The following is a 22910-nucleotide window of genomic DNA, read 5'->3' on the forward strand; positions in this document are numbered from 1 at the left end:
CACGCGCGTACCGGCTGGTGCCGGCCAGCCAACCCGCCAGGCAGGTCCATCAGTGAAGGCAACCCGATCGTGGCACACGGTTACCGGGAATTCGTCCGTCGCCAACGGGCCGAGCTGCACGCCGGCAGCACACTGGTCACGACCCGGGCCGGTCTCGTGGAGTACGGGGAGGTCGGCCCACCCGCTGGCCGGGCGGTGCTGCTCTTCGCGGGCGGCGGTGGCGGCTACCGGAATGCGGGCCAGTGCTCCGGCCTTCAGGCCGGGGGTGAAGGCCCGCGCTGGGAGGGCCGCCAGGGCCCGAGCAGTGCCCTAACCTGGACGGTTCTGCTGCTCGATGTGCTGCGTCACGATGCTCGGTGGCGCGCCGGCGCGACCACACGACAAGCCAGGTCCACGTTCCTAGCCGAGTGACACCCGGTAGAGCCGGCCCGTCGTGACACACGGATCCGGGGTCACCCGGGCGGCGGTGGAGAGCAACGAGCGTGGCTCGTCGTGTCGCCGGACGGTCCGCGGATCGGCGTCCGCCGGCAGCGGCAGCAGGTGGAGCTGGTCGACTCCCCAGGTGGCGATCCGGTCGCGCCGTTGCGCGACCGGGATGTCGGCGAAGTTATCCGGGAAGAACGTCGTCCGCCGGCCGGTCAGGGTGCTGTGCCGGCCGACTTCCGTGCTGGTGACGATGGTCAGCGTCCCGTCGCTGCGGCAGCGCCGCAGCTCCTGCTCCACCACGCCACCGGTGAGGCTGTCCGGGTCCGGCGGCACGGTGGTTAGCTGGTGTCCGAGCGCCCAGCCTGCCGGCAGCGTCAGCAGCAGCACGCCGACGGCATGCCCGGTCCGCCGCCCGGTCAGCCGGGCCGGGACCGGGGCCCGCAGGATCAGCACGACTGCGGTCAGCAGCGTCAGCAGCACGGCCAGGCTGAGATAGCGTCGGCTCAGGTAGCCGGTGCTGAGCTCTGAAAAGGCGACCTGTGCGGTGAATGCGGCCAGCGCGGCCAGGCCGACCAGCAGCCATCGCGGCCCATGGCGCAGCGGTCTGCGGCCGCGGCGAAGCTGCAGTCTGCGGCCGCGGCGGAGCAGCAGGCCGGCGGCGACAGTGGTGGCCACGACGGTGGGTGCCCAGACCGCGGCCTTGGCCGCCTGCAGGACAGCCGCCGGCGCGTTGCCGACGAGCCGGGCCAGCCAGCCGATCGGGTCGTCGGCGGCGGTCGGAAGCTGGTCGACGTCGATCACGTCGGTGACGTACAGCTGCGGCACGGCCAGCGCGATGATGCGGTTGTCCGCCGGGAACGGCGTACCGAAGTGAACCAGCCCGTAGACCGCCCACGGCGACATCACGAGGGTGAAGACCAGGCCGGCTGGCAGCAGCCAGCGCCAGTCCCGGCGGCGGATCACGACCAGCAGCACCGCCAGGAGCAGCACAGCCGGCAGGGTGTCCGGTCGGGGGAGCACCAGGCCGCCGCCGGTGACCCCGACCAGAATCGGCCAGAGCGGACCACAGCCCATCGAGTACGGCTCGGGCGACTGGTAGCTGTGCCGGGAGGCGATCCGGAAGAAGTCGCCGCCGAGGGTCTGGGACAGCTCGTAGTAGCGCCACGAGTCCGGGTTCTACGGCGGGCCGTCCCAGTAGTAGAGCAGCAGGACGGCCAGTACGCCGACGAGCGTCGCCCAGCCGGCGGCGGGCAGCCAGCCGGGCACCGACAGGGTCCGCCGGGCGTCGACCGGGTCGCTGGTCGAGTCCTCGGTCGGTCGCCCGGTGAGCCGGGTGAGCCTGCTCACGCCCCCGCCCCGATCGTCGCCGCAAGGTCGTCCGATGTGGCCGGACGGGCCGATGCGGCCCGGGCGGTCGTCCGGTGCGCCGGTCACCTGATCGTGCAGGTATGGCCCTGGTGGTCCGGCGGTACGCCCTGGTGCCTCGGCCGGCTGGCAGACCACCACGTCGCGGACCGCGTACATCGGCCGGGCCCGTACCTCGACCAGGATCCGCCAGGTACTCGCCGAGCACCCCGAGGATCAGGAACAGGCCGGTGAATCCGCCGGACACCAGGATCGCCAGGGTGGTCCACCCTTCGATGGGGTCGGACTTGACGAGGAACACCGCGACCGCGTACGCGATGCCGGCGAGCGAAAGGGCGCCGAACGTCAGGGACAGTCGGTGTGCCACCCGTGGCCCGAAGTCGGAGAACGACAGCAGGATGTCGAAGGCCAGGCTCGACGTCTCCCGGTCCAGCCGCCGGCGCGCGGCGGTGTCCACCGTGGTCCGGATGTACCGCAGGTGCTCGTGCCGGTGCCCGAGGATCGCGTACAGGGCCTTGCGGTAGCGGACCCTTTTCCGCATGGCGAGCATCGGGGCCAGCGTGCGCCGGGAGGTCAGTCTCAGACGCTCGGTACGCAGCGGGGTGTCGAGGTCGCTGTACCGGTTGACCAGGCGGTAGAACACCCGGCGCCGACTACCTGCTCCGGGCGGAGGAGGCGGCGCGGCTGGTGGCCGCCGTCGACTCGCCGGGGCTGCGGCTGCACCTGGACACCGCCTGCATGGCGCTGGCCGGTGACGACGCGGCGGCCAGCGCCGACCGCTTCGCTCCGCTGCTGCGCCACGCCCATCTCAGCGAGCCCGACCTGGCGGCGGTCGGCACCCCGGACCGCGCCCACGCCGACTTCGTCGCCGCGCTGCGGGCCGTCGGGTACGACCGGTACCTGAGTGTCGAGATGCGCCCGACGGACGGCGATCCAGTCGCCGCCGTCGATCGCGCCGCCCGGTACGCCGTGGCACTGTGCCGTGAGCGGCCTTGACCGGCACCCGACAACTCGACCCCCCAGGCGACCAGGTACCAGGCGACCAGGTACCAGCGCCCTCCCGGAGCGACCGGCGGGTACCGCGTTACGACCGACGCGACTTCGCACCCCGGCGCAGCCGGTACGCGGTAGTGGTTCCGGTGATCAACGAGGGTGACCTGCTGCGGGCGCAGCTGAGCCGGATGCACGACCACGGTCACGGCCTTGACGTGCTGATCGCCGACGGGGCAGCACGGACGGCTCCGTCGCCGACGACTTCCTGGCCGGCCACGGCGTACGGTCGGTGCTGGTCAAACGCGGTCCGGGCCGGCTCAGCGCGCAACTGCGGATGGCCTTCGCCGCAGCCCTGGACGACGGCTACCACGGGGTGGTCACCGTGGACGGCAACGGCCAGGACGGCGTCAAGGCGATCGGCCGGTTCCGGGACCGGCTGGACGACGGGTACGCCTACGTGCAGGGCTCCCGCTTCGTCCCGGGCGGCGTGGCGGTCAACACGCCCTGGTCCCGGTACCTCGGCATCCGGCTGCTGCACGCACCGTTGCTGTCGGCCGGGGCGCGGACCTGGTACACCGACACCACCAACGGTTTCCGGGGCCACTCGGCCCGGCTGCTCGCCGACCCCCGGGTCAACGTGTTCCGGGACGTGTTCGACGCGCACGAACTGCTGGCGTACCTGCCGGTGCGGGCGGCCCGGCTGGGGCTGCGGGTCTGCGAGGTGCCGGTGACCCGCGCCTACCCGGCGGGAGCGGTGCCGACCAAGATCAAAGGCCTGTCCGGGAACCTGGACCTGCTGGGCGTCGCCGCCCGCGCCGCCACCGGCCGCTACGACCCGGCACCCTGACCGGCCGCTACGACCCGGCACCTGACCAACCCAGCGGCGGATCGCCCGGCGGAGCTCAGCCCAGCAGCAGGGTCAGGGTGAGCGCGACGGCGGTGACGGTGACGGTGGCCACCAGCCCGGTCCAGCGCAGCCACGGCCGGCCGGACCCGGTCACCGGCAGCCGTCGCCAGCGCAGCACGCCGGCCGCCACCCCACCGGCGGCGAGTCCGGCGGCCACCGCCCACCAGCCGGCCCACACGTCGTGCCAGGCACCGGCGAGGTGCCCGATCAGCAGGTAGAGCAGCGCGCTCGACGCCGAGCCGATAACGTTGAGCCGGTCGGTCACCGGCAGCCAGCGCCGCCGGCCGCCGAACGCGGTCGCCGCCGGGGTGGCCGCGGCGGCCAGCAGCAACACCACGGTGACGCCGATCAGCAGCGGCCCGGCCCCGGCGGCGTCGCTGTCACCGGCCACCCCGAGCAGCGCCAGCCCGATCGGCTCGACACCCTTGTCGGTGTTGCCGAGCACCACGACGCCGTCGCCGGTGGCCGGGTCGAAGCCGACGTACGACCGGAAACCGCCGGTCCCGCCGTTGTGCCAGGTGATCGCCCGACCGTCGTACGTGGTGGTGAACCAGCCGTAGCCGATCCGGCGGGTGTCGTCGTCGGCGGTGAACCGGGGCTGGGTGGCGTCCGCGCCGGGCGCGGAGCCGTCGAGCAGCGCGGTGACCAGCCGGGCCAGGTCCGGGGCGGTGGACCACAGGCCGATGCCGGCGCCGGCCAGCCCGGAGCCTTGCCACGGATCGGCGGCGCGCCCACCGGCGGTGGATCCGGTCGTCGCACCGGCCGGCAGGTCGGCCCCGTCGAGGGAGTAGCCGGTGTCGCTCATGCCGAGCGGGCCGATCAGCCGTCGCTCGACCAGCGCCGGGTAGGAGCCGGCGTCGGCCTCTCCAACACTCCCGGTCTGCTCAGCCTGGTCAGTCTGCTCGGCCAGCGCGATGCCGAGCAGCGCCGCGCCGAAGTTGGAGTAGTGCACCTCGCCCCGACCGTCACCGACCCGGGCGCGGGTCAGCGCTGCGCGGATCCGGTCGACGTCCAGACCGGCGTACGGGTCGGTGCCGCGCAGCGCCCCCAGCGTCATGGTGAGCGTCGCGGTTGCGCCGACCGTCGGCAGCCGGGGCAGCCCGGACCGGTGGCTGGCCAGCTCAGCCAGGGTGATTTCACCGACCGTCGGGTCGGCGAACTCCTGACCGGGCAGCGCCTCGGCGAGCGTCGTGTCGCCGTCGACCTGCCCGGCGGCGATCTGGTCGGCCAGCAGCATCCCGGTCAGCGTCTTGCCGATCGAGCCGATCTCGAACGGGGTGTCCGGCCGTACCGGCTCGCTGGCGCGGCCGACGGTGCCCGGAGCGCGGTCACCGAGTCCGGCGACCCGTACCTGCCCGTCGGCGATCCGCGCCACCGCCAGACCCCGGTAGCCACCGGGGTCGTCGATCACCGCGCGGACCTCGTCGGCGAGCGCGAGGTCACCGGTGGCGGCGTCGCCGAGGCGGGCCGGCCAGGGCGCGATCAGCGCGGCGAGCAGCCCGCCGACGACGGCGACAGCCGCCGCGACGATCAGAGCGCGGGTACGCGTCGGGGTCATCGGTGTGCTCCGGACAGGACGATCAGCAGGGGGACGACCCGTTCCGGCGGTACGGCGTACTGCCCCCGGGTCGACGTGCGCAGCCAGCCGGCGCTGACCAGTTGCCGCAGGTGGTGGTAGAGCTGACCGGTGGTGCCGAGCCCGTCGATCTCGGCCAGGGCGGCGACGGTCCGGGTGCCGGCCAGGATGTGCCGGACCAGCAGCAGCCGCACCGGGTGGGCGAGCGCGGTGAGGGTGTCGGCGTACCCGGTCCAGTCGGCGTCGAGCAGGTCGTCGACGGTGTGCCCGTACTGCCAGTCGTAGTGTTCGCCGGTCGGCAGGGTGACCGTGCCGGTGTAGAGCACCGCGCCGGAGGTGCCGCCGACCTGGTCCTTGAGTCCGTCGAGCGCCCAGAACGGGTTGCCGGTGTCCGGTCCGACGGCGTTCGGTCCGGTCGACGCGTCGCCGACGGCTCGGTCGGCGTCAACGGCTCGGTCGGCGTCGAGACGCGCGACGAGGTCCTGCACGGTCCGTTCCAGGGCGGTGACCCGCTCGGTCAACTCCGGCTCAGTCATCACCCCATTATTACGTAGTTACGTAATTTCTGCAATCGGAGTGGGTCGGGTCGCGGGCCACCTGCCCCGCCGTCGCCACGCACCACACCACGATCAGCAGCAACAGCAGCCGCTCCAACGTGCCGACCAGCAGCCCGCCGCCGACCAGCAGCATGCCCAGCCCGACTGCGGCGGACAGCGGCAGCGCGGCGGCGGCCCCGAGCAGCGCCAGCCGGCGCAGCGGACAGGTCGACACCGGCGACCAGAACACGGCGATCATCGCGAAGACGCAGCAGGCGACGGCGACGATGCTGGCCCCGCCGTGCACCAGGTCGGTGGCGGTGACCGGGTCGTGTGGCGGCAACGGGCAGCCGTCCCGGCAGGAGACGGTCGCCGAGACCGTCGTCGCGCCGGCCGCCGCGACCAGCAGCCAGGCGGCGGCGCGGACCGGGCGCAGCGCCCCGGCGAGCAGCAGCAGGCTCACCGCCAGGGCGAGCAGCCCCGACTGGTACGCCACCACGGAGCCGCCGTCGCCGACCCCGGACTCGCTGACGTACCCGCGCAGTCCCGGACCGGGACCGGCGACCACCGCGACCGTCACGGTCACCGCCCCGCCGACCGCGCCGACCGCCGCCCCGACCGCCCACCACCTGGTACGCCTCACCCGCCTACGGTGTCACGCGGTCCCGGCTCACGTGGTTGCGGTGTCAGGCCGGCCGGTCCGGATCGGCGTGGCTGCCCGCCGGATGTGTCGGTGGTGCCGGCCGGTGGTGCCGGACCGGTCGGATCACCGCCCCCGGCCGCAGCAGCGCCACCAGCCGGGCCTGGACGTGTCGGGTGACGCCGTCCCGGCCGTCGAAGTTGATCTGTGCGCCGATCAGTTGCACCCATCGGATCCCGTCTTCGATCGAAACGTCGCCCACGTGCTGCACCCGCAGTCGGAGCGCGCCGATGCCGTACCGGTAATCGGTTTCCGACATCTTGATCACGTCGCCGACCTCGACCGGAAGATCACTGTTGCTCATTGTCGTCCATCCTTTCCGGCACCATTTCCGGTGGCTGCAGGCCGTGTAGTTGCAGTACCGCGCGGACTCTTCTGGCCGCCGGATCCCGGTGCCGGTCGAGGTAGGCCAGCGCCTTGCGGAACGGCCGGCAGTACACCTGCCCGCACGGCAGGCAGCCGTCGTTGCGGCGGGGCATGTGCCGGGTGACCAGCCGTCGGGCGTGGGTGATCACGTCGTCGTGTGCGGTGGTGTGCTGCGGGCCCGCGTTGGTGGGCAGCCGGCGTAGTTGTCGCGGTAGTCCGCCGATCCCGTCGTTTCTCGGCATCGTTCACCTCCCGGGTGGAGTGTCGAGTCGAATCTTCCTCCACTCCACCCTGGACTTCTCAACCCAGTCAGCGGAAGATAGGTCAGCGGCAATCCGCACCCATCTACCGGACAATCACCTGTATCCGAAAGGTGTGCACCGTGAATACACTTCCGGAAATCCTCCGTCAGCTGCGAAGCGAGCGCTCCGTCACCCAGGATCAGGTCGGTGAGGCGATCCTGGTCTCCGGTTCGTTGATCGCCGCCTTCGAGCAGGGCCGGCTGGTCCCGCAACCGGACACCGCCGCGCGACTGGACGAGTTCTTCGGCTCGGGTGACCGGGTCCGCAAGTCGGCGGCCGAGGCGGCCGAGGCCCGTGAGCTGGAGCGGGAGCGGCGTCGGATGGCCCAGGCGGTCTGGTTCCGCCCGTGGGTCCAGCTGGAGGAGTCCGCCACCACCCTGCGGTACTACCAGGCGTCACTCATCCCCGGCCTGCTGCAGACCGAGGAGTACGCCCGGTCGGTGCTGGACAGCGGCCTGCGCAGTCAGCGCGAGGTCGACGAGCTGCTCGCCGTCCGGATGGAGCGCCAGTCCGTCGTGCTGGGCCGCGAGGACCCGGCGATCTGCGTGTTCATGATGGACATGGCGGCGCTGCGCTCGGCGCACCCGGCGATGGCCAAGGCGCAGCTGGAGCGGCTGCTGGCCGAGTCGGAGCGCCACCGGACCTTCGTGCACGTGGTGCCGGACGGGGTCGGCATGCACATCGGCCGGTCGGTGTCGTTCGTGCTCGCCTCGCTCGACAACGGCGCACTCGCTGGATACATGGAGGATATTTTCGAGGGCCGGCTTGTCACGGAGCCGGCGCGGGTGACCGGGCTCGATCGGGCGTGGCACACTGTCAACGCGCTCGCCCTGAACGCGGCCCAGTCCCGGGATCTGATCCGGCAGATGGTGAGGGAGCTATGACCACCGAGCCGATGTGGCGCACGTCCCGCCGCTCGAACGCCTCCGGCGGTGACTGTGTCGAGGTCGCCGACAACCTGCCCGGCCGGGTGCTGGTCCGCGACTCCAAGGACCGCACCGGCGGCACCCTGGCCTTCGACCCGCCCGCCTGGTCCGCCTTCGTCGCCACCGTCAAGCGCTGAGCCGCACCCCGGCTGGGGCGAGACCGGTCAGTCGCTGTAGTGGTACCGGGCCTTAATGATCTTCACTTCCTTCTCGTCGGCCCGGTACACCAGGCGGTGTTCGTCATCGATCCGCCGCGACCAGTAGCCGGACAGGTCGCCTTTCAGGGGTTCCGGCTTGCCGACACCGGTGAACGGGTCACGCTGGATCTCGCCGATCAGGCGGGTGATCCGGCGCGCCTTCTTCCGATCCGAGGCGAGCCGGAAGAGCAGGTCTTCCCATGCGTCGGGATCGAAGTTGACCTCCCTCACTCCTCGCCCCCGGCCATCTCCCGTAGCTCATCCATGGTCTTGGCGATCGAGGAGCCGCCCGCTCGGTCCCGGGCGACGGCTTCCATGAGCCGCCTCGCGTTCGCGGGAGACCGAAGCAGGTACACGGTTTCTTGCCAGGCGTCGTAGTCCTCCGCCGACATGAGCACCACGTCCCCGCTGCGCGAGCTGATGCGTACCGGGTCGTGGTCGTCGTTGACCTGCGCGATGAGGGGGAACAGGCGCTGCCGTGCTTCGCTTGCGCTGATGGACATGGTTGCGCTCCTTCCAGCAGCCGGTACAGGAATACCGTACCGATTATGGTACCTAAAACCTGTACGACTTTGGTCGCTGAATGGCGAAGCGCGCGGCGGATGCCGGGCTGGCGTCGAGGATGCGTACGAGGCGGCGCTTCAGGCACCAAACCCGGCGATAGCGCAGCGTGACGGTTAGCCAACCGGGCGACGTGCTTGCGTCGTCGAGGGTCAGTTGCCGGTGCCGAGGTTGGCCATCATCGCGGCCGGGTAGCGGTCGCCCCGTGCCGAGCCGGCCGGCACGGCCTTCTCGATCTCGGCCAGGTCGTCCGCGGAAAGCACCAGGTGGGCGGCGGGCAGGGCCTCGGTCAATCGATTGCGGGTACGGGCGCCGACGAGCGGGACGATGTCGCCGCCCTGAGCCGCCACCCACGCGATCGCCAGCTGAGCCACGGTGCAGCCCTTCGCCTCGGCCACCCGCCGCAGCGCCTCCACCAGGGCCAGGTTGTGTTCGACGTTGTCACCCGAGAACCGTGGCATCCGGCTGCGGTGGTCACCCGGTCGCGCTTCGGTGTTCTGCCAGTGGCCCGAGATGAGGCCTCGGCTCAGGACGCCGTACGAGGTCATCCCGACGCCCAGTTCCCGCAGTGTCGGCAGCACGTCGGCCTCCACCCCGCGCGAGATCAGCGAGTACTCGATCTGCAGGCCGGCGACCGGGTGCACGGCGTGCGCCCGGCGGACCGTCTCGGCACCCACCTCGGACAGTCCCACATGCCGCACGTACCCGGCTTCGATCATGTCCTTGACCGCGCCCACCGTGTCCTCGATCGGCACCTCTGGGTCCAGTCGTGCCGGCCGGTAGATGTTGACGTAGTCGACACCCAGCCGGGTCATCGCGTTGACGAAGACGAGGAGCATGATCCTGATCGGCTGCGAGAAGTCGCGCGGCCGGGTAGGACCCGCGAAGCAGGCGCCAGATGACCCGGCCGGCAGGGCCGCACGAGGTCTGTCTGCAGCCCGACCAGCCTCGATCAGTAGATCAGTTGAGAGGTTTGAATGTATCGATAACTGCCGGTAAGGTCGTGCTTGCATGTCGTTACCGAGATGGGAGCATCTGTGAGCAAGATCAGAAGCATCTTGGTAGCGGGCATCATCGTCGCGTTGGTCGCAGCCGTGCCTGCGCCAGCCTCGGCAGAGCCTGGGAAGTCGGAGGTGTCTGACATCGCGCCGGCGATAGAACCGGCCACAGACGAAGCGCACAAGTACGCCCAGCTCTTCGCTCGCCAGGAGAAACTCAACGATGCGGCTGACGCCATCCGGGTGGCAGCCGGCGACCTGGCTCTGTCGGGTTTCGCTGGTGACCGAGTTGATCCCGCCGCCAACACCCTGACTGTTTACTGGCACGGTGAGCTGACAACGGCGGTCGAGATCGTTATCGCGAAGGTGCGCCGGGCTGGAATTGACGTCGAGGTGCGGGCCGCAGCCTACTCGCTGCACATCCTCGAAAAGGAGGCTGACCGTCTCGCGGGACAACAATTCTCGTCTGGCCGCGTCGTGCTCGTCGGCCCGGCCCCGGACGGCAACAGCCTTGGCGTCGGTGTCACACTGGCCGACGGCGACAGGCGCGCATCTACCGATCTGCGCCAGGTGTCTGACGAGCTAACCGGTAGCGTGAAACTGGACGTGTCGCTCGAGTCGCCCGCCGAATTTACGACCCGGTTCGCGGACACCCAGCCCTACTGGGGTGGCGCGCTCATCCTGAATGGCGGTGCCTGTACCTCAGGCTTCGGTGTACGGGGCAACAACGGCGCAGCCCGCTACCTGCTCACTGCGGCGCATTGCGGTGCTGGGCAATGGCGAACGGGCAACGGCACCGTGATCGGCAATACCCTCTCCAACACGACGGTCGAGTACGACGGCATGCTGATCCTCACCAACGCTGGCTACAGCGTGTACGAGGGCCCATCCTTCGCCAGCGGCGACACCAACACGGGTCGCAACATCAGCGCTGCGTCCACCAACCACGTCGGCAACCTCGTCTGCTCCGGTGGATCCTTCTCCGGCTCCGCCTGCGGCTGGACCGTCCAAGCGCTCAACCAGACCCTCACGCCCATCGGCGGACCCACGATTTGAGGCTTGGTCCGAGCTGAGGGCGCGAACCGCGTCGCCGCTGTCGGCAACGGCGACAGCGGCGGCCCGGTCTATGTGCAGTCCGGCAACAGCGGCACGGCCCGCGGCATCATCAGCCTACGCTCGGCGAACCGCGACGAAATTGTGCCCTGCAGCGGAGTACCCAGCGGAGACATCAACGATCCCAACTCCCGGCAATGCTCGTGGAAGTGGTGGTACGTCGACATCAACGAGCAACTTTCCCGGCTCAGTGTGAACTTCCTCACCCCCTGACATTATCGTTCAGCTACTGGTCGGTCCGGACGGAATTCCGTCCGGACCGACCGAGAAAGGCGCGAACTCAGCCGAGCCCCGTTCCACCACGATTGGCTTCCGATAATGGTCAGATAGTCTCTCCGCCTCACCTGCTGCCCCATCCACCGTCATCACCAGCACAGCTGAGCCGTCGGGCGACGGACCCGCGCCAGAAACAGCGATACCTTCGCTGCGCCAGTACTCCACATCGGCCATGACCTGCTCGGTCAACACCAGCATCTCCTGCTCCGAGAGCCGGGCGTCCGCGAATCGGATGTCGACGTTGGCGAACCGATTCCGGACCACCACGTCGAGATCGCTGCCCGGCTTACGATAGACGGTCATCGTCCCGGCGGGCTCATCCAATATGATACCCGCATACCATCGTGCGTACCTCGTGCGCAGCAAATCCTCTACCTGCTCCGCAGCTTGGTCAGGCCTGGCCCCACCAACGTCGTCTCCCACGGCGCACCCAGTAGCGGCCAGCACCACGGCGACAACCAAGGCCAAGATTCTAGTCTTGCTGGGCACTACGCTTCTCCTCACTACACGAGTACTACCTCTCGCATTCGACGCTGCACGGGCTGCCCGGGTTCCCGTCCTGCTGCATCCCATGGGTCCTCGCATGGGGACGGTGAGCGCGCGGTGGGTCGGCGGATTGAAGCAGGCACAGATTGTCTTTGTCGACCATCACGGTTGGCGCCACGTCGTCGGACACACCCTGGGCTCCCGGGAGCCGGCACGGACACTTCGCTGACGGCCTGAGCCGTCCGGCCGGCGATCGACGTCACCGCAGATCGAGCCGCATGAGCACCCGCGCGAACCCGGCGAGTACCGAGGCGGTGTCGGCTACCTTCACGAAACCGGCGTGCTCGAAGGCCGCGCGGGTACCGACATAGGCCATCGTGAGGTCCACCTTTTCGCCACTGTTGTCGACGGGGTAACCCTCGATCGCTGGCGCGCCGCGCTCGCGGGCGAAGGCGACGGCACCGGCGAGCAGGTGGTGCACGACACCCCGCTTGCGGTGGCCCGGCCGAACCCGGAAGCACCACACGCTCCACACATCGAGATCGTCGATGTGCGGGATCCGCCTGTTGCGCGCGAAGCTCGTTGCGGCTCGCGGGTGCACCGCCGCCCAGCCGACGACCTCGTCGCCGTCGTAGGCGAGTACTCCGGGAGGTGGATCGAGTCCGACGAGTTCGCGCACCCGCTCACCGCGCATCGGTCCGCGCAGCAGCAGGTTTTCCTTCGAGCCGATGCGGTAGCTCAGGCACCAGCACACGTTCGCGTCCGGTCGCTTCGGGCCGACGACAGTCGCGACGTCCTCGAACACCGTCGCCGGGCGGACTTCGATCGTCATGACGCCTACCCTGCCACCGTCCACCGACACACGGCGGTCAGCTGCGGCGCGGTGTCGCTCGGCGGCGCGGCTGCGGCACCGGCGGCACCGGGACGCCGGCGGCCTCCAGCGCCTCCCGCTGACCGCGAGCGGCGAGCCGGTCGGCGCGCTCGTTCTCCACGTGACCGGCGTGGCCCTTCACCCAGTGCCAGACGACCTCGTGGTGACGGGCGACGGCGGCGTCGAGCTCCCGCCACAAATCCTCGTTCTTGACCGGCTCGCCGGCTTTCGTACGCCAGCCGTTGCGTTTCCAGTTCGCCATCCACGACAGGACACCGTTACGGACGTACGTGCTGTCGGTGTACAGGTCGACGGTGGACGCCCGGGTCAGCGCGGCCAGCGCCCGGATCGGGGCGGTGAGTTCCATCCGGTTGTTCGTCGTCGCGCCGGCCTCACCGCCGCACAGTTCCTTCTCGGCCTCGCCGTAGCGCAGCAGGGCGCCCCAACCGCCCGGCCCCGGATTGCCGCTGCACGCGCCGTCGGTCCAGATCTGCACCCGCGTCGTCCTCAGCCCTGCCACCCGGACAACCTACTGGTCGGCTTGACCGCGGTCGTCCCGGCACGGCCGTTCACTCCGGTACCCACCGTTTCGCGACAGCAGGCGGAAGGGCGGAGCGGTACGTCGAGTCGTCAACTCCGTGTCGGCAACCTCAACCCTGCACGTCGAGGTCACGCAGCGCGTACCGCAGGTGCGACCACTCCTCGTCGAGGATCACGTGAAGGCAGTGCAGGACGGACACGTCGTGCTCGGGTGACCACGCGCTCGGTCGGGGCTCGGCGAGCAGGTCCGCCGTGACGGTGGTGAGGAACTCCCGGACCATGGCCTGCCGCTCGGCACGTAGCTGGAGCACCACCGTGAGGGCCGGCTTCTCCGTCGCGAAGATCGACATGTCGAAGCCGTCCAACTCGTACTCGGCGTGGGGCTGGCCGAGCGGGTGGAAGGGCTGAGGCAGGCGCAGGATCGCCTTGCCGAGCCAGGCGTCGGTGGCGAACACGAGGTGGCGAAGCGTCTGCGCGAAGGACCACTCACCGTCGACCGAGACGTCGACGGCACCCTCGGGCAAGGACGGAATACGGTCAACCGCGGCCGCCCACGCCAGTTCGAGTGCCCTCCACGCCGTGCGCAGACCGTCCGGATCCTCGGCCCGCATCAGCTCACGCCCGGGGAACCGCCGGTTGAGTTCGGCCTCGACGAGCGGCACGACGTCGACCCCGTTGACCAGCAGCGCGCCGTCGGCAAGCCACGGCGCGTCGATGTCCAGCCCGCGCACGTCGACGCCGCGCATCACCGCGCCGGCCAGCGTCGACCGGTTGAACCGGGCACCCCGCAGGTCCCGGTCGACGAAGCTTGTGACGTCCTCCCGAGTCATCGCACTCCTCCTGTCCTCTCGGCTCCGGTCCCCCCGGCTCCCGCCGTCGGCGACCGCAGCGAGGCTACCGCCCGGGTACGACGCGGGCTGGCGTCTCTGCGGCGCCGACCGTTGGGCGCAGCGGCAGTCGGAGTGCGAGGCCGACAACGGCCAGGCCGTACCCGAGGAAGACGGGTTGGAGCCAGGAGACCGGACCGATGACGGCGACCTGGACGACGATCCACAGGACCAGTGCGGCCCCGACGACGAGGTGGCCGAGCGGTGCCCACGACCGCCGGCTGACCGCGGCGACCACCACGACGCCGGGCAGGACCCCGTTGACCGCCGCCAGGGCGGCGCCGGCCAGCACCGGAGAGGCAAACGGCAGGTCAGCGGTGACGGGCCCGAGGTCCATGCCGCCGGTGGTCAGCCCAACGGCACCGCCGACCGCGCTGACGGCGAGGAACGTTTCGAGCCCGATGAGAACCCGCTCCCGGCGGAGCAGTCGCCGCCGGTCGGGGAGTCCACGCTCCGGCGCGGCCTGCCCTACCTGCTGACCGGGCGCGACGTCGCGGTCCGGGGTCAGCGCCAGCGAGCGCCGCAGCGACGCGGTCGAGCACAGCCCGACGAGCCCGGCCGCCAGGATGCCGTAGAGCGCCTCGATGATCGACCGCTGCGGCAGCAGGACGACCTCCAGCAGGATCCATCCGCCGAGCGCGATCCCCGACACCCCGGTGGCGGCCCACGACCAGTGCCGGCCGGTCACCCGTTGCACCGGGGCGAGCCAGCGCCACCGTGGTCTGCGCAGCAGCCCGAACGCGCTGACCAGCGCGCCGAGACCGAGACCGGCCCCCAGCACCAGCCCGGGTAGCCGCCAGGTGTCGATCAACGGCAGGTCACGGAGCCATTCCGTACGCACGAATTCGTTGCCGTACGGGTACAGCCACATCTCCACGCCGCCGCCGACCGCCGTGACGCCGACGAAGATCAGCAGGCCGGCCGCCACCCGTACCGTCCACGGGCGGGACCGGATCGGCTCGGGAAGCCCGGTGGTTGAGCCCATACCTCAACAGTGGCCGCCCGGCGCTGCGCCGGCATTGGGCCGAAGGTCCCGGACGGGCCGTTTCGACGGGGTCCCCGGCCCCGGTCCGGCCCGGTCACCGGTTCGGCGGGTACGGCGGGTGCGGCGCGGTCAGGCGCCGGGCAGCCGGGTGGCCCGACCCGGCGCGGCGATCCGCAGATCGGCCTCGATCTTGGCGGCGGTGGCCAGCAGGTGCGGCAGCAGTTCGCGGCGGATCGACTCGACGGTGTTGCGGCTGGCGTGCACCGAGATGTTCACCGCAGCGACCACTTTGCCGGCCCGGTCCCGGATCGGTGCCGCCACCGACCGCAGACCTTCCTCCAACTCCTGGTCGACGATGGCGTAGCCCTGGGCGCGGACCCGGTCCAGCTCCGCCCGCAATGCCGCCATGGTGTGGGCGGTACGGGAGGTGAGCCGGTCCAGCCGGCTGCGCTCCAGCCGGGCGACCGCCTCTTCCTCGGGCAGGTGCGCCAGCAGCACCCGGCCGACGGAGGTGGCGTACGCCGGGAACCTGGTCCCGACGTTGATCGACACTGTCATGATCCGCGAGGTCGGCACCCGGGACACGTAGACGATGGAGTCGCCGTCCAGCACGCACACCGACGACGACTCGTGCACCTGGGCGACCAGCCGTTCCAGGTGCGGCTCGGCGACCTCGGGCAGCGAGATGCTGGACAGGTAGGCGTAGCCCAGCTCCAGCACCCGGGGAGTGAGCGAGAACATCCGTCCGTCGGTGCGGACGTAGCCGAGGTCGACCAGGGTGAGCAGGAACCGGCGGGCGGCGGCGCGGGTCAGGTCGCAGATCCGGGCCACCTCGCTGAGTGTCAACTCAGGATGCTGGGCGTCGAATGCGCGGATCACGGCGAGGCCGCGCTCCAACGACTGCACGAAATGAGTTTCCCGCCCGTGCTCGCTCATAACTCTCCTGTGGTGATGGTCGCCGAACCCTAACCGGGTTCCACGGTGCCCGGATCCGCCGATGATCTTGCTTCGCTGTCGGAGATCCGACCATCCGGTCCCGGGCTCTCGGCCAGCACCCGCTGTGCCACCGCGTACGCGCTGTTCGCGGCCGGCACACCCGCGTAGACCGCCGTGTGCAGCAGCACCTCGTTGATTTCCTGCGCGGTCAACCCGTTGCGCAGCGCGGCCCGCACGTGCATCGCCAGCTCGTCGGTGCAGTGCAGGGCGGTCAGTACGGCGAGCGTGACGCAGCTGCGGGTCCGCCGGTCCAGCCCGTCGCGGGTCCAGACGCTGCCCCACGCGTACCGGGTGATGAAGTCCTGAAAGTCGGCGGTGAACTCGGTCGTGTTGGCGACCGCCCGGTCCACGTGCGCGTCGCCGAGGACCGCTCGGCGTACCGCCATCCCGGCGTCATACCTCGGATCCGACGACGACGGTGCGGCCCGAGGGCCGGGCGACGGAGTCGTGGCGTCAACCGGCGGATCGGTCGGCATCGCCGGTCACCTCCTGTCCGGTGAGATGCGTCAGGATCAACTCGGACACCTGATCGGCCTGCTCGACGCTGGCCAGGTGCGCGGCGTCGGCGACGATCTGCAGGGTGGCGTCGGGGATGCCCGCGACGATCGTCTCGCTGTGCGAGGGCGGGGTGGCCGGGTCGTCGGCGCCGGCGATCACCAGGGTCGGCGCGGTGATCCTCGGCAGCAGCCCGGTCAGGTCCATCTGTCCGATCGCGACACAGCAGCCGGCGTACCCCTCGGCCGGGGTGGCCGCGATCATCTCGCGGGCGGCGGCGAAAACGTCGGGTCGCCGGGCGGCGAACCCGGGGGTGAACCAGCGGGCCGCCACCGTGTCGGCCACCACCCCGGTGCCCTCGGCCCGCACCGTGGCCGCCCGGTCGGCCCACGCCTGCGCCGGGCCGAGCAGCGCCGAGGTGCAGCAGAGCACCAACCGGTCGACCCGGGCGGCGGCGTGTCCGGCCAGCCACATCCCGGTCATCCCGCCGAGGGACACCCCGGCCACGTGGACCCGGTCCAGCTCCAGGCGGTCGAGCAGGGCGAGCACGTCGGCCCCGAGATCGTCCAGTCTGTACGGACCGGGCGGTACCGGGGAGCGGCCGTGCCCTCTCGTGTCGTAGCGCAGCACCCGCAGCCCGGCGCCGGTGAGCACCGGCACCTGCGGATCCCACATCGCCCGGGTGCTGCCCAGCGAGTTGGCCAGCAGCACCACCGGCGCACCGTCGGGTCCGACGATCTCGTGGTCGACCGCCACCGGGTGAATGTCGGTGGTCATCAGCGGTCCTCCTGGGTCGGTCGGCTGTGGTGATCGCGCAGCGCCCGGTCGATCAGTTCGCGGTACGCACCGAGGTAGCCGGCCGGGTCGAGCAACTCGTCCAGCTGGGCCCGGGTGAGCACCGCGCTGACCTGTGGGTCGGCGGCCAGCCGCTCGGCCAGCCCGGCGGCGGGACCGCCGGTGACCGCTACCTTGACGATCTCGTTGGCCCGGTGCCGGCCGAGCTGCCCGGCCAGCGCCCCGCTGACCCGCTCGGCGAGCAGCGCCCCGCCGGTCAGGTCGAGGTTGACCCGCATCCGTACGGCGTCCACCCGCAGCCCTTCCAGGCAGGTTCGCAGCCAGTAGGCGGCCGAGCCGACCGACTCCAGCAGGCTGCGTAGCGTCCGCCACTCGGCGTGCCAGCCGCCGGCCGCCCGCTGGTGCTCCTGGGTCATCGCGGCCAGCAGGGTGGCGACCAGCCCGGGGACCTGACCGGCGCAGGCGACGGCGGTGACGGCGGCGACCGGGTTGCTTTTGTGCGGCAGGGTCGACGAACCGCCGGGGCGTTCCTCGGCCAGCTCGGCGACCTCGGTCTGGGCGTGCAGCGTGACGTCGCGGGCGATCTTGCTGATGCTGCCGGCGGTGCCGCCGAGCACGCCGGCCAGGTCGGCCAGCCGGCTCCGGTCGGTGTGCCAGGGCAGCTGCGGGGCGGCCAGGTCGAGCTCGGTGGCGAGCCGGTCGACCAGGGCCGGGCCGTCGGCACCGAACGCGGCGAGGGTGCCGGCGGCGCCACCGAGCTGGACGGCGGGGACCTCGTCCCGGACGGTGCCCAGCCGGCGGGCGGCGGTGTCCAGCGCGGTCAGCCAGCCGGCGGCGACCAGCCCGAAGGTGGTCGGCAGCGCCTGCTGCAGCAGGGTCCGGGCGGGCAGCAGAGTGTCCCGGTGCGTCTCGGCCAGTCGGGCGGCGGCCGCGGCGGCCCGCCGTACGTCGTCCAGCAGCGGACCCAGCGCCCGGCGGACCACCAGCATTGCGGCCGTGTCCAGGATGTCCTGGCTGGTGGCCCCGGCGTGCACGTACCGGGCGCTGTCCGGCCCGACGGCGGCGCGCAACGCGGCGACCAGCGGCACCACCGGGTTGCCGGCGCCGGTCGCACCCGCGCCGATCGCCGCCGGGTCGAACCGGTGGTCGCGGGCGGTGGCGGTGATCGCCTCGGCGGCGGCCGACGGCACCGACCCGCCGGCCGCCTGGGCGCGGGCCAACGCCGCTTCGGCGTCGAGCATGGCGCGCAGCCAGGCCCGGTCGTCGACGGCGGCCCGGACCCCGCCGGCGGCGAGCAACGGGTCGAACAGACCGACCGGCTCGGGATCGTCGATGGTGGACTCCGGGTCAGACGGCGAAGAAAACGGTTTCATGCTCGCCCTGCAGTCGGATGTCGAACCGGTAGCCGTCCGGCTCGGCGGCCGCGATCACCGTGCCGCGTCGGGCCTGCGGCAGCCCGGCCAGCACCGGGTCGGCGGCGTTCGCGTCGGCCTCGTCCGGGAAGTAGATCCGGGTGACGACGCGGTGCAGCAACCCCCGGGCGAACACCGACACGGCGATGTGCGGGGCCTGCGGCTGTCCGTCCAATCCAGGTACCGGCCCCGGTTTGCGGGTGCGTACCGCCCACCCGCCGGTCCCGTCGGTGGGGCAGCGGCCGAAGCCGCGGAACCCGGCCACCGCGCCGCGCGGATCGTCCGGGTGGTCGAACCGGCCCTGCGGGTCAGCCTGCCAGGTCTCGATCAGACCGTCCGGCACCGGGTCGCCGGCGCCGTCGAGGAGCCGGCCACGCAGCCAGATCGCCGCCGGGTCGGTCTCGTCGACCACGAACGGCCCGTCCGGCCAGGGCAGGCCGATCCCCAGGTACGGTCCGACGGTCTGCGCCGGGGTCAGCCCGGTCTGCTGGTCCCAGTCCGACGCGGTCACGCTGATGGTCATGATTCCTCCATCGGGGTCGCCTCGGTGCCGCGCAGCACGATGTCGAACCGGAAGCCGAGCGCCCATTCCTCGACCGTGTTGGCCAGGTCGAAGCTGGCGATCAGCCGTTGCCGGGCGGCCGGGTCGGGGATCGAGTTGAAGACCGGATCGTAGGGGAACAGCGGGTCGTCGGGGAAGTACATCTGGGTGACCAGTCGCTGGGTGAAGGCCCGGCCGAACAGCGAGAAGTGGATGTGCGCCGGCCGCCACGCGTTGGAGTGGTTGCGCCACGGGTAGGCGCCGGGCTTGATGGTGACGAACCGGTAGCGGCCCATCGAGTCGGTCATCGCCCGGCCGACGCCGGTGAAGTGCGGATCGAGCGGTACGTCGTGCTGGTCGAGCTTGTGCAGGTAGCGCCCGCCGGCGTTGGCCTGCCAGACCTCCACCAGGGTGTCCGGCACCGGTCGGCCGTCGCTGTCGCGGACCTGGCCGTGCACGATGATCCGTTGCCCCTGGGCTTCGCCGTCGCCGCTGCGGCTCAGGTCGGCGTCGGTCGCGCTGACCCGGCCCTCGCCGAGCAGCGGGCCGGTGATCTCGGTGAGCGTCTGCGGGAGCAGCACCGGCGACTGGGCGGGGGCACGCAGCACGGTGGACTTGTAGTCGGGGGAGAGCAGCGGCGGGTGCACGGCGGTGTCGTCGCGTCGGTAGCGCGGCAGGAGCAGTCCGCCTGGGCGGTCGGCCCGTACGGGCGTGGTGTCGGGCATGGCGGTGCCTCCTTGGTCAGCTGTCCCCGCCGGGGTCAGGGGTTCAGCAGCTGGCGCAGGGCGGCCAGCTCCTGCGGGGTGGGTTCGTCGGTGGTCGTCAGGTCGGCGGCGACCTTCAGCGGCCAGCCGGTGGCCGCCACGGCCTGCTCGACACCCACTCCGGGGTGCAGCTGGGTGAGGGTCAGCTCGCAGGTGTCCGGGTCCGGGCGCAGCATGCCGAGGTCGGTGATGACCAGGGTGGGACCTCGTCCGCGCAGGCCGAGGCGTTGCCGGTCGCCGGGGCCCGCGCCGAAGCCGACCGAGGTGACGAAGTCGACCCGGTCGACGAACGTACGCCGACTCTGCGGCACGATGACGATCACCTCGCCGCACGAGGCGGCGATTTCCGGTGCTCCGCCCGCGCCGGGCAGCCGTACCAACGGGTCGGTGTAGTCGTCGCCGATCACCGTGGTGTTGATGTTGGCGTACCGGTCTATCTGCGCGGCACCGAGGAAGCCGACGTCGATCCGGCCGGGCTGCAGCCAGTAGTTGAAGATCTCCGGCACCGACACGACCGTGTCGGCGGTCTCGGCGAGCACCCCGTCGCCGATGGACAGCGGCAGCCGGCCGGGCTTGGCGCCGATGGTGCCGGACTCGTAGACCAGCACCAGGTCGGGGGAGTGGGTCCGCCGGGCCAGGTTGGCCGCGGTGCTGGGCCGGCCGATGCCGACGAAGCAGCGGGCGTCGTCGCGCAGCGCCCGGGCGGCGGCGACGGTCATCATCTCGTCGCGGGTGAACCCCTCGACGGCTTGCGGCTCGTTCATTCCGCACCACCGTACGTCGCGTCGGTCCCCGCCGCGGCCAGGACGTGTTCGTCGAGCCAGCGGGTGAAGGTGTCCCGGTCCCGGCTGATCTCGTCCCACTGCTGGTAGTAGTCGTTGGCCCGGTCGCTGTAGTCCATCGCGTACGACGGGTGCGCCCCGCCGGGCACCTCGGCGACCCGGGTGACCGCCCAGCCGGGCAGCACCACGGCGCCGGGTCGGGGGGTCAGCTCGTCGACGATCTCCTCGACGGTGACCAGGGACCGTGCGGACGCCAGTACGACCTCCTTGTGGACCCCGGTGATGCCCCAGATCTGCACGTTGCCGTGCCGGTCGGCGCGTTGGGCGTGCACGATGCCGACGTCGGGGTTGAGCGCCGGTACGGCGGTGAGCACTTCGCCGGTGAACGGACAGGTGATGGGCGCGATGGTCGGGGTGCGGTCGGCGAGGTCGGTGCCGACGTAGCCGCGGAGTACGGCGAACGGCAGGCCGGCGGCGCCGGCGACGTACCGGTTGGCCATCCCGGCGTGGCTGTGCTCCTCGATCTCCAGCGGACGGGGCCAGCCGCGCTGTACCGCGTCGCGGAACCGGTGCAGCGAACCCACCCCGGGGTTGCCGGCCCAGCTGAAGATCAGCTTTTTGGCGCAGCCGGCGCCGATCAGCTGGTCGTAGACGACGTCCGGGGTCATCCGGATCAGCGTGAGGTCGCGTCGGCCCTGCCGGATGATCTCCTGCCCGGCCGCGGTCGGGATCAGGTGGGTGAATCCCTCCAGGGCGACGCTGTCGCCGTCGTGGACCAGGTCGGCGACACCGCCCGCCAGCGAGGAAATTTCAGCCATGCATCATCCCCGGTGCGTGTGATGAACAAAAGTTCGCTAAGCGAACGGTACGGTCGGGGTCACCGGCGTGTCAACGCGGCTGCTCCAGTCCAGCGGTAGTCCCACGTAGTTCTCCGCCAGGGTGGTCGCCGCCGCGGTGGAGGTCGTCACGTACTCCAACTGGGCCACCTGGAGCCGGTGACTGAACTCGTCGGCGTCGGCGGGCCGGTGCAGCAGCCCGGTCATCCAGGAGGAGAAGTGCTGGACCCGCCAGATCCGGCGTAGGCACCGGGCCGAGTACTCGTCCAGCCCGGTCCCGCGTCCCTGACGGAACCAGGTGGTCAGCGCCTCGGCCAGGAAGCGGACGTCGGCGACCGCCAGGTTCAGCCCTTTCGCGCCGGTCGGCGGCACGATGTGCGCCGCGTCGCCGGCCAGGAACAGCTGGCCGTAGCGCATCGGTTCGGTAACGAAGCTTCGCATCGGGGTCACCCCCTGCTCCAGGATCGGGCCCTCCTGCAGGGTGAAGCCGTCGTTGGTCGCCAGCCGGGTGTGCAGCTCGTCCCAGATCCGCGCGGTCGGCCAGTCGCTCGATTCGGTCCGGTTGGGCACCTGGAGGTAGAGCCGGGTCACCTCGGGGCTGCGCATGCTGTGCAGGGCGAAGCCGCGTTCGTGCTGGGCGTAGATCAGCTCGTGCGCCGAGGGGGCGGCCTGGGCCAGCACCCCGAGCCAGCTGAACGGGTACGTGTGCTCGACGGTGCGTCGGGCCGAGGCGGGGATGCTGCCCCGGGAGACCCCGTGGAAACCGTCACATCCGGCAACCACCAGGCAGTTCAGTTCGCGTATCGTGCCCTCGTGCGCGAACCTGATGACCGGGACATCGCTGTCGATCCCGGCCAGCTCGACGTCGGTGACATCGAACAGGATCTCGCCGCCGGCTGCCAGCCGGGCGGCGATCAGGTCCTTCACCACCTCCTGCTGACCGTAGACGGTGATCCCTCGACCGCTGGTCAGCGCGGCCAGGTCGATCCGCCGGCTGACGCCTTCGAAGCGCAGCTCAAGGCCGGTGTGCACGAGTCCTTCGCGGCGCATCCGGGCGCCGACGCCGGTGTCGGCGAGCAGTTGCGCCGTGTCGTGTTCGAGCACCCCGGCCCGGACCCGGCTCTCCACGTACGCCCGCCCGCGGGTCTCCAGCACGACCGAGTCGATACCCTCGAGACGCAGCAGGTGGGCGAGCATCAAACCCGCTGGTCCCGCTCCGATGATGCCAACCTGGGTTCGCACGACGCTCCCTCCACCTGCCAGATTGGCAGGGACTCT

At 71.3% G+C, this 22910-nt stretch carries 31 protein-coding genes; 7 read left to right on the forward strand and 24 right to left on the reverse strand.

Annotated features, from left to right (window positions below; translation table 11 throughout):
* The first annotated feature begins 69 nt into the window (after positions 1 to 69).
* Positions 70 to 411: a hypothetical protein gene (locus tag O7553_RS06435; protein ID WP_281553925.1), complete on the forward strand. Its 342-nt coding sequence runs from the start codon at positions 70 to 72 to the stop codon at positions 409 to 411.
* On the opposite strand, the gene O7553_RS06440 is transcribed toward O7553_RS06435, so the two are convergent.
* Complete coding sequence (locus O7553_RS06440; protein ID WP_281553926.1) at positions 400 to 1500, reverse strand: hypothetical protein; 1101 nt, start codon at positions 1498 to 1500, stop codon at positions 400 to 402. The genes O7553_RS06435 and O7553_RS06440 overlap by 12 nt on opposite strands.
* 102 nt (positions 1501 to 1602) lie before the next feature.
* Complete coding sequence (locus O7553_RS06445) at positions 1603 to 1773, reverse strand: hypothetical protein (protein WP_281553927.1); 171 nt, start codon at positions 1771 to 1773, stop codon at positions 1603 to 1605.
* 675 nt (positions 1774 to 2448) lie between these two features.
* Here O7553_RS06445 and O7553_RS06450 point away from each other — a divergent pair.
* Together O7553_RS06450 and O7553_RS06455 are read left to right on the forward strand one after the other, a co-directional pair.
* The gene (locus tag O7553_RS06450; protein WP_281555500.1) at positions 2449 to 2787 is read left to right on the forward strand and encodes a TIM barrel protein; all 339 of its coding nucleotides are present in this window, start codon (positions 2449 to 2451) and stop codon (positions 2785 to 2787) included.
* A gap of 286 nt (positions 2788 to 3073) precedes the next feature.
* On the forward strand, positions 3074 to 3631 hold the full coding sequence (locus tag O7553_RS06455) for a hypothetical protein (protein ID WP_281553928.1): 558 nt from the start codon (positions 3074 to 3076) through the stop codon (positions 3629 to 3631).
* Between the two features lie 55 nt (positions 3632 to 3686).
* Here O7553_RS06455 and O7553_RS06460 read toward each other — a convergent pair whose 3' ends face one another.
* From O7553_RS06460 to O7553_RS06480, 5 genes are read right to left on the reverse strand one after another with little or no spacing between them, the layout of a single operon-like run.
* On the reverse strand, positions 3687 to 5249 hold the full coding sequence (locus O7553_RS06460; RefSeq protein ID WP_281553929.1) for a serine hydrolase domain-containing protein: 1563 nt from the start codon (positions 5247 to 5249) through the stop codon (positions 3687 to 3689).
* Positions 5246 to 5803: a helix-turn-helix domain-containing protein gene (locus O7553_RS06465; protein WP_281553930.1), complete on the reverse strand. Its 558-nt coding sequence runs from the start codon at positions 5801 to 5803 to the stop codon at positions 5246 to 5248. Before O7553_RS06465 ends, O7553_RS06460 begins: the two co-directional genes overlap by 4 nt.
* 10 nt (positions 5804 to 5813) lie before the next feature.
* Complete coding sequence (locus tag O7553_RS06470) at positions 5814 to 6446, reverse strand: DUF998 domain-containing protein (protein ID WP_281553931.1); 633 nt, start codon at positions 6444 to 6446, stop codon at positions 5814 to 5816.
* 43 nt (positions 6447 to 6489) lie between these two features.
* The gene (locus tag O7553_RS06475; RefSeq protein WP_281553932.1) at positions 6490 to 6807 is read right to left on the reverse strand and encodes a hypothetical protein; all 318 of its coding nucleotides are present in this window, start codon (positions 6805 to 6807) and stop codon (positions 6490 to 6492) included.
* Positions 6794 to 7111 carry a hypothetical protein gene (locus O7553_RS06480; protein WP_281553933.1) on the reverse strand — a complete coding sequence of 106 codons (318 nt, stop codon included), beginning with the start codon at positions 7109 to 7111 and terminating at the stop codon, positions 6794 to 6796. Before O7553_RS06480 ends, O7553_RS06475 begins: the two co-directional genes overlap by 14 nt.
* Positions 7112 to 7251: 140 nt before the next feature.
* Here O7553_RS06480 and O7553_RS06485 point away from each other — a divergent pair, with 140 nt between their 5' ends.
* Both O7553_RS06485 and O7553_RS06490 read left to right on the forward strand, forming a co-directional pair.
* Entirely contained in the window at positions 7252 to 8055 is an 804-nt protein-coding gene (locus tag O7553_RS06485) for a Scr1 family TA system antitoxin-like transcriptional regulator (protein WP_281553934.1), read from the forward strand.
* Positions 8052 to 8234: a DUF397 domain-containing protein gene (locus tag O7553_RS06490; RefSeq protein ID WP_281553935.1), complete on the forward strand. Its 183-nt coding sequence runs from the start codon at positions 8052 to 8054 to the stop codon at positions 8232 to 8234. The genes O7553_RS06485 and O7553_RS06490 overlap by 4 nt, the downstream gene beginning before the upstream one ends.
* Before the next feature lie 27 nt (positions 8235 to 8261).
* On the opposite strand, the gene O7553_RS06495 is transcribed toward O7553_RS06490, so the two are convergent.
* From O7553_RS06495 to O7553_RS06505, 3 genes are all read right to left on the reverse strand, one after another.
* Complete coding sequence (locus O7553_RS06495; protein WP_281553936.1) at positions 8262 to 8525, reverse strand: Txe/YoeB family addiction module toxin; 264 nt, start codon at positions 8523 to 8525, stop codon at positions 8262 to 8264.
* On the reverse strand, positions 8522 to 8797 hold the full coding sequence (locus tag O7553_RS06500) for a type II toxin-antitoxin system Phd/YefM family antitoxin (RefSeq protein ID WP_281553937.1): 276 nt from the start codon (positions 8795 to 8797) through the stop codon (positions 8522 to 8524). The genes O7553_RS06495 and O7553_RS06500 overlap by 4 nt, the downstream gene beginning before the upstream one ends.
* A gap of 210 nt (positions 8798 to 9007) precedes the next feature.
* Complete coding sequence (locus O7553_RS06505) at positions 9008 to 9694, reverse strand: aldo/keto reductase (RefSeq protein ID WP_281553938.1); 687 nt, start codon at positions 9692 to 9694, stop codon at positions 9008 to 9010.
* 198 nt (positions 9695 to 9892) lie between these two features.
* Here O7553_RS06505 and O7553_RS06510 point away from each other — a divergent pair, with 198 nt between their 5' ends.
* Both O7553_RS06510 and O7553_RS06515 read left to right on the forward strand, forming a co-directional pair.
* On the forward strand, positions 9893 to 10909 hold the full coding sequence (locus O7553_RS06510; RefSeq protein ID WP_281553939.1) for a hypothetical protein: 1017 nt from the start codon (positions 9893 to 9895) through the stop codon (positions 10907 to 10909).
* Between the two features lie 3 nt (positions 10910 to 10912).
* Positions 10913 to 11179 (forward strand): hypothetical protein, encoded by a 267-nt coding sequence (locus O7553_RS06515; RefSeq protein WP_281553940.1) that lies wholly within the window; start codon positions 10913 to 10915, stop codon positions 11177 to 11179.
* Between the two features lie 9 nt (positions 11180 to 11188).
* Here O7553_RS06515 and O7553_RS06520 read toward each other — a convergent pair whose 3' ends face one another.
* From O7553_RS06520 to O7553_RS06585, 14 genes are all read right to left on the reverse strand, one after another.
* Positions 11189 to 11545: a hypothetical protein gene (locus O7553_RS06520; protein ID WP_281553941.1), complete on the reverse strand. Its 357-nt coding sequence runs from the start codon at positions 11543 to 11545 to the stop codon at positions 11189 to 11191.
* 442 nt (positions 11546 to 11987) lie between these two features.
* The gene (locus tag O7553_RS06525) at positions 11988 to 12590 is read right to left on the reverse strand and encodes a GNAT family N-acetyltransferase (RefSeq protein WP_281553942.1); all 603 of its coding nucleotides are present in this window, start codon (positions 12588 to 12590) and stop codon (positions 11988 to 11990) included.
* A gap of 7 nt (positions 12591 to 12597) precedes the next feature.
* On the reverse strand, positions 12598 to 13095 hold the full coding sequence (gene rnhA / locus O7553_RS06530; protein WP_281553943.1) for a ribonuclease HI: 498 nt from the start codon (positions 13093 to 13095) through the stop codon (positions 12598 to 12600).
* Positions 13096 to 13249: 154 nt separating this feature from the next.
* Complete coding sequence (locus O7553_RS06535; RefSeq protein ID WP_281553944.1) at positions 13250 to 13969, reverse strand: DinB family protein; 720 nt, start codon at positions 13967 to 13969, stop codon at positions 13250 to 13252.
* A 64-nt stretch (positions 13970 to 14033) separates the two neighbouring features.
* The gene (locus O7553_RS06540; protein WP_281553945.1) at positions 14034 to 15011 is read right to left on the reverse strand and encodes a hypothetical protein; all 978 of its coding nucleotides are present in this window, start codon (positions 15009 to 15011) and stop codon (positions 14034 to 14036) included.
* A 129-nt stretch (positions 15012 to 15140) separates the two neighbouring features.
* Positions 15141 to 15947 carry an IclR family transcriptional regulator C-terminal domain-containing protein gene (locus O7553_RS06545; protein ID WP_281553946.1) on the reverse strand — a complete coding sequence of 269 codons (807 nt, stop codon included), beginning with the start codon at positions 15945 to 15947 and terminating at the stop codon, positions 15141 to 15143.
* Between the two features lie 29 nt (positions 15948 to 15976).
* Positions 15977 to 16483, reverse strand: coding sequence for a 4-carboxymuconolactone decarboxylase (gene pcaC, locus O7553_RS06550; protein WP_281553947.1), 507 nt, complete (start codon positions 16481 to 16483; stop codon positions 15977 to 15979).
* Positions 16461 to 17279, reverse strand: coding sequence for a 3-oxoadipate enol-lactonase (pcaD, locus tag O7553_RS06555; protein WP_281553948.1), 819 nt, complete (start codon positions 17277 to 17279; stop codon positions 16461 to 16463). The genes pcaC and pcaD overlap by 23 nt, the downstream gene beginning before the upstream one ends.
* The gene (gene pcaB, locus O7553_RS06560; protein ID WP_281553949.1) at positions 17279 to 18670 is read right to left on the reverse strand and encodes a 3-carboxy-cis,cis-muconate cycloisomerase; all 1392 of its coding nucleotides are present in this window, start codon (positions 18668 to 18670) and stop codon (positions 17279 to 17281) included. Before pcaB ends, pcaD begins: the two co-directional genes overlap by 1 nt.
* Positions 18645 to 19232, reverse strand: a complete 588-nt coding sequence (gene pcaG, locus O7553_RS06565) for a protocatechuate 3,4-dioxygenase subunit alpha (protein WP_281553950.1) — start codon at positions 19230 to 19232, stop codon at positions 18645 to 18647. The genes pcaB and pcaG overlap by 26 nt, the downstream gene beginning before the upstream one ends.
* Positions 19229 to 19975: a protocatechuate 3,4-dioxygenase subunit beta gene (gene pcaH / locus O7553_RS06570; RefSeq protein ID WP_281553951.1), complete on the reverse strand. Its 747-nt coding sequence runs from the start codon at positions 19973 to 19975 to the stop codon at positions 19229 to 19231. Before pcaH ends, pcaG begins: the two co-directional genes overlap by 4 nt.
* Positions 19976 to 20010: 35 nt before the next feature.
* Positions 20011 to 20778, reverse strand: a complete 768-nt coding sequence (locus tag O7553_RS06575; protein ID WP_281553952.1) for a CoA-transferase — start codon at positions 20776 to 20778, stop codon at positions 20011 to 20013.
* Positions 20775 to 21614 carry a CoA transferase subunit A gene (locus O7553_RS06580; RefSeq protein WP_281553953.1) on the reverse strand — a complete coding sequence of 280 codons (840 nt, stop codon included), beginning with the start codon at positions 21612 to 21614 and terminating at the stop codon, positions 20775 to 20777. The genes O7553_RS06575 and O7553_RS06580 overlap by 4 nt, the downstream gene beginning before the upstream one ends.
* Positions 21615 to 21650: 36 nt before the next feature.
* A complete protein-coding gene (locus O7553_RS06585) occupies positions 21651 to 22874 on the reverse strand; it encodes a 4-hydroxybenzoate 3-monooxygenase (protein ID WP_281553954.1) in 1224 nt (407 codons plus the stop codon).
* Between the last annotated feature and the right edge of the window lie 36 nt (positions 22875 to 22910).

Origin of the sequence: Solwaraspora sp. WMMA2059, assembly GCF_027497315.1 — a bacterium.
Taxonomy (GTDB): Bacteria; Actinomycetota; Actinomycetes; order Mycobacteriales; family Micromonosporaceae; genus Micromonospora_E.

Coding starts and splice junctions, on each gene's coding strand:
- O7553_RS06440 (WP_281553926.1), bottom strand. CDS start 1,500: ATGGGCTGTGGTCCGCTCTGGCCGATTCTGGTCGGGGTCACCGGCGGC.
- O7553_RS06460 (WP_281553929.1), bottom strand. CDS start 5,249: ATGACCCCGACGCGTACCCGCGCTCTGATCGTCGCGGCGGCTGTCGCC.
- O7553_RS06465 (WP_281553930.1), bottom strand. CDS start 5,803: ATGACTGAGCCGGAGTTGACCGAGCGGGTCACCGCCCTGGAACGGACC.
- O7553_RS06475 (WP_281553932.1), bottom strand. CDS start 6,807: ATGAGCAACAGTGATCTTCCGGTCGAGGTCGGCGACGTGATCAAGATG.
- O7553_RS06480 (WP_281553933.1), bottom strand. CDS start 7,111: ATGCCGAGAAACGACGGGATCGGCGGACTACCGCGACAACTACGCCGG.
- O7553_RS06490 (WP_281553935.1), top strand. CDS start 8,052: ATGACCACCGAGCCGATGTGGCGCACGTCCCGCCGCTCGAACGCCTCC.
- O7553_RS06500 (WP_281553937.1), bottom strand. CDS start 8,797: ATGTCCATCAGCGCAAGCGAAGCACGGCAGCGCCTGTTCCCCCTCATC.
- O7553_RS06505 (WP_281553938.1), bottom strand. CDS start 9,694: ATGCTCCTCGTCTTCGTCAACGCGATGACCCGGCTGGGTGTCGACTAC.
- O7553_RS06520 (WP_281553941.1), bottom strand. CDS start 11,545: ATGACCGTCTATCGTAAGCCGGGCAGCGATCTCGACGTGGTGGTCCGG.
- O7553_RS06535 (WP_281553944.1), bottom strand. CDS start 13,969: ATGACTCGGGAGGACGTCACAAGCTTCGTCGACCGGGACCTGCGGGGT.
- O7553_RS06540 (WP_281553945.1), bottom strand. CDS start 15,011: ATGGGCTCAACCACCGGGCTTCCCGAGCCGATCCGGTCCCGCCCGTGG.
- O7553_RS06545 (WP_281553946.1), bottom strand. CDS start 15,947: ATGAGCGAGCACGGGCGGGAAACTCATTTCGTGCAGTCGTTGGAGCGC.
- pcaC (WP_281553947.1), bottom strand. CDS start 16,483: ATGCCGACCGATCCGCCGGTTGACGCCACGACTCCGTCGCCCGGCCCT.
- pcaD (WP_281553948.1), bottom strand. CDS start 17,279: ATGACCACCGACATTCACCCGGTGGCGGTCGACCACGAGATCGTCGGA.
- pcaB (WP_281553949.1), bottom strand. CDS start 18,670: ATGAAACCGTTTTCTTCGCCGTCTGACCCGGAGTCCACCATCGACGAT.
- pcaG (WP_281553950.1), bottom strand. CDS start 19,232: ATGACCATCAGCGTGACCGCGTCGGACTGGGACCAGCAGACCGGGCTG.
- pcaH (WP_281553951.1), bottom strand. CDS start 19,975: ATGCCCGACACCACGCCCGTACGGGCCGACCGCCCAGGCGGACTGCTC.
- O7553_RS06575 (WP_281553952.1), bottom strand. CDS start 20,778: ATGAACGAGCCGCAAGCCGTCGAGGGGTTCACCCGCGACGAGATGATG.
- O7553_RS06580 (WP_281553953.1), bottom strand. CDS start 21,614: ATGGCTGAAATTTCCTCGCTGGCGGGCGGTGTCGCCGACCTGGTCCAC.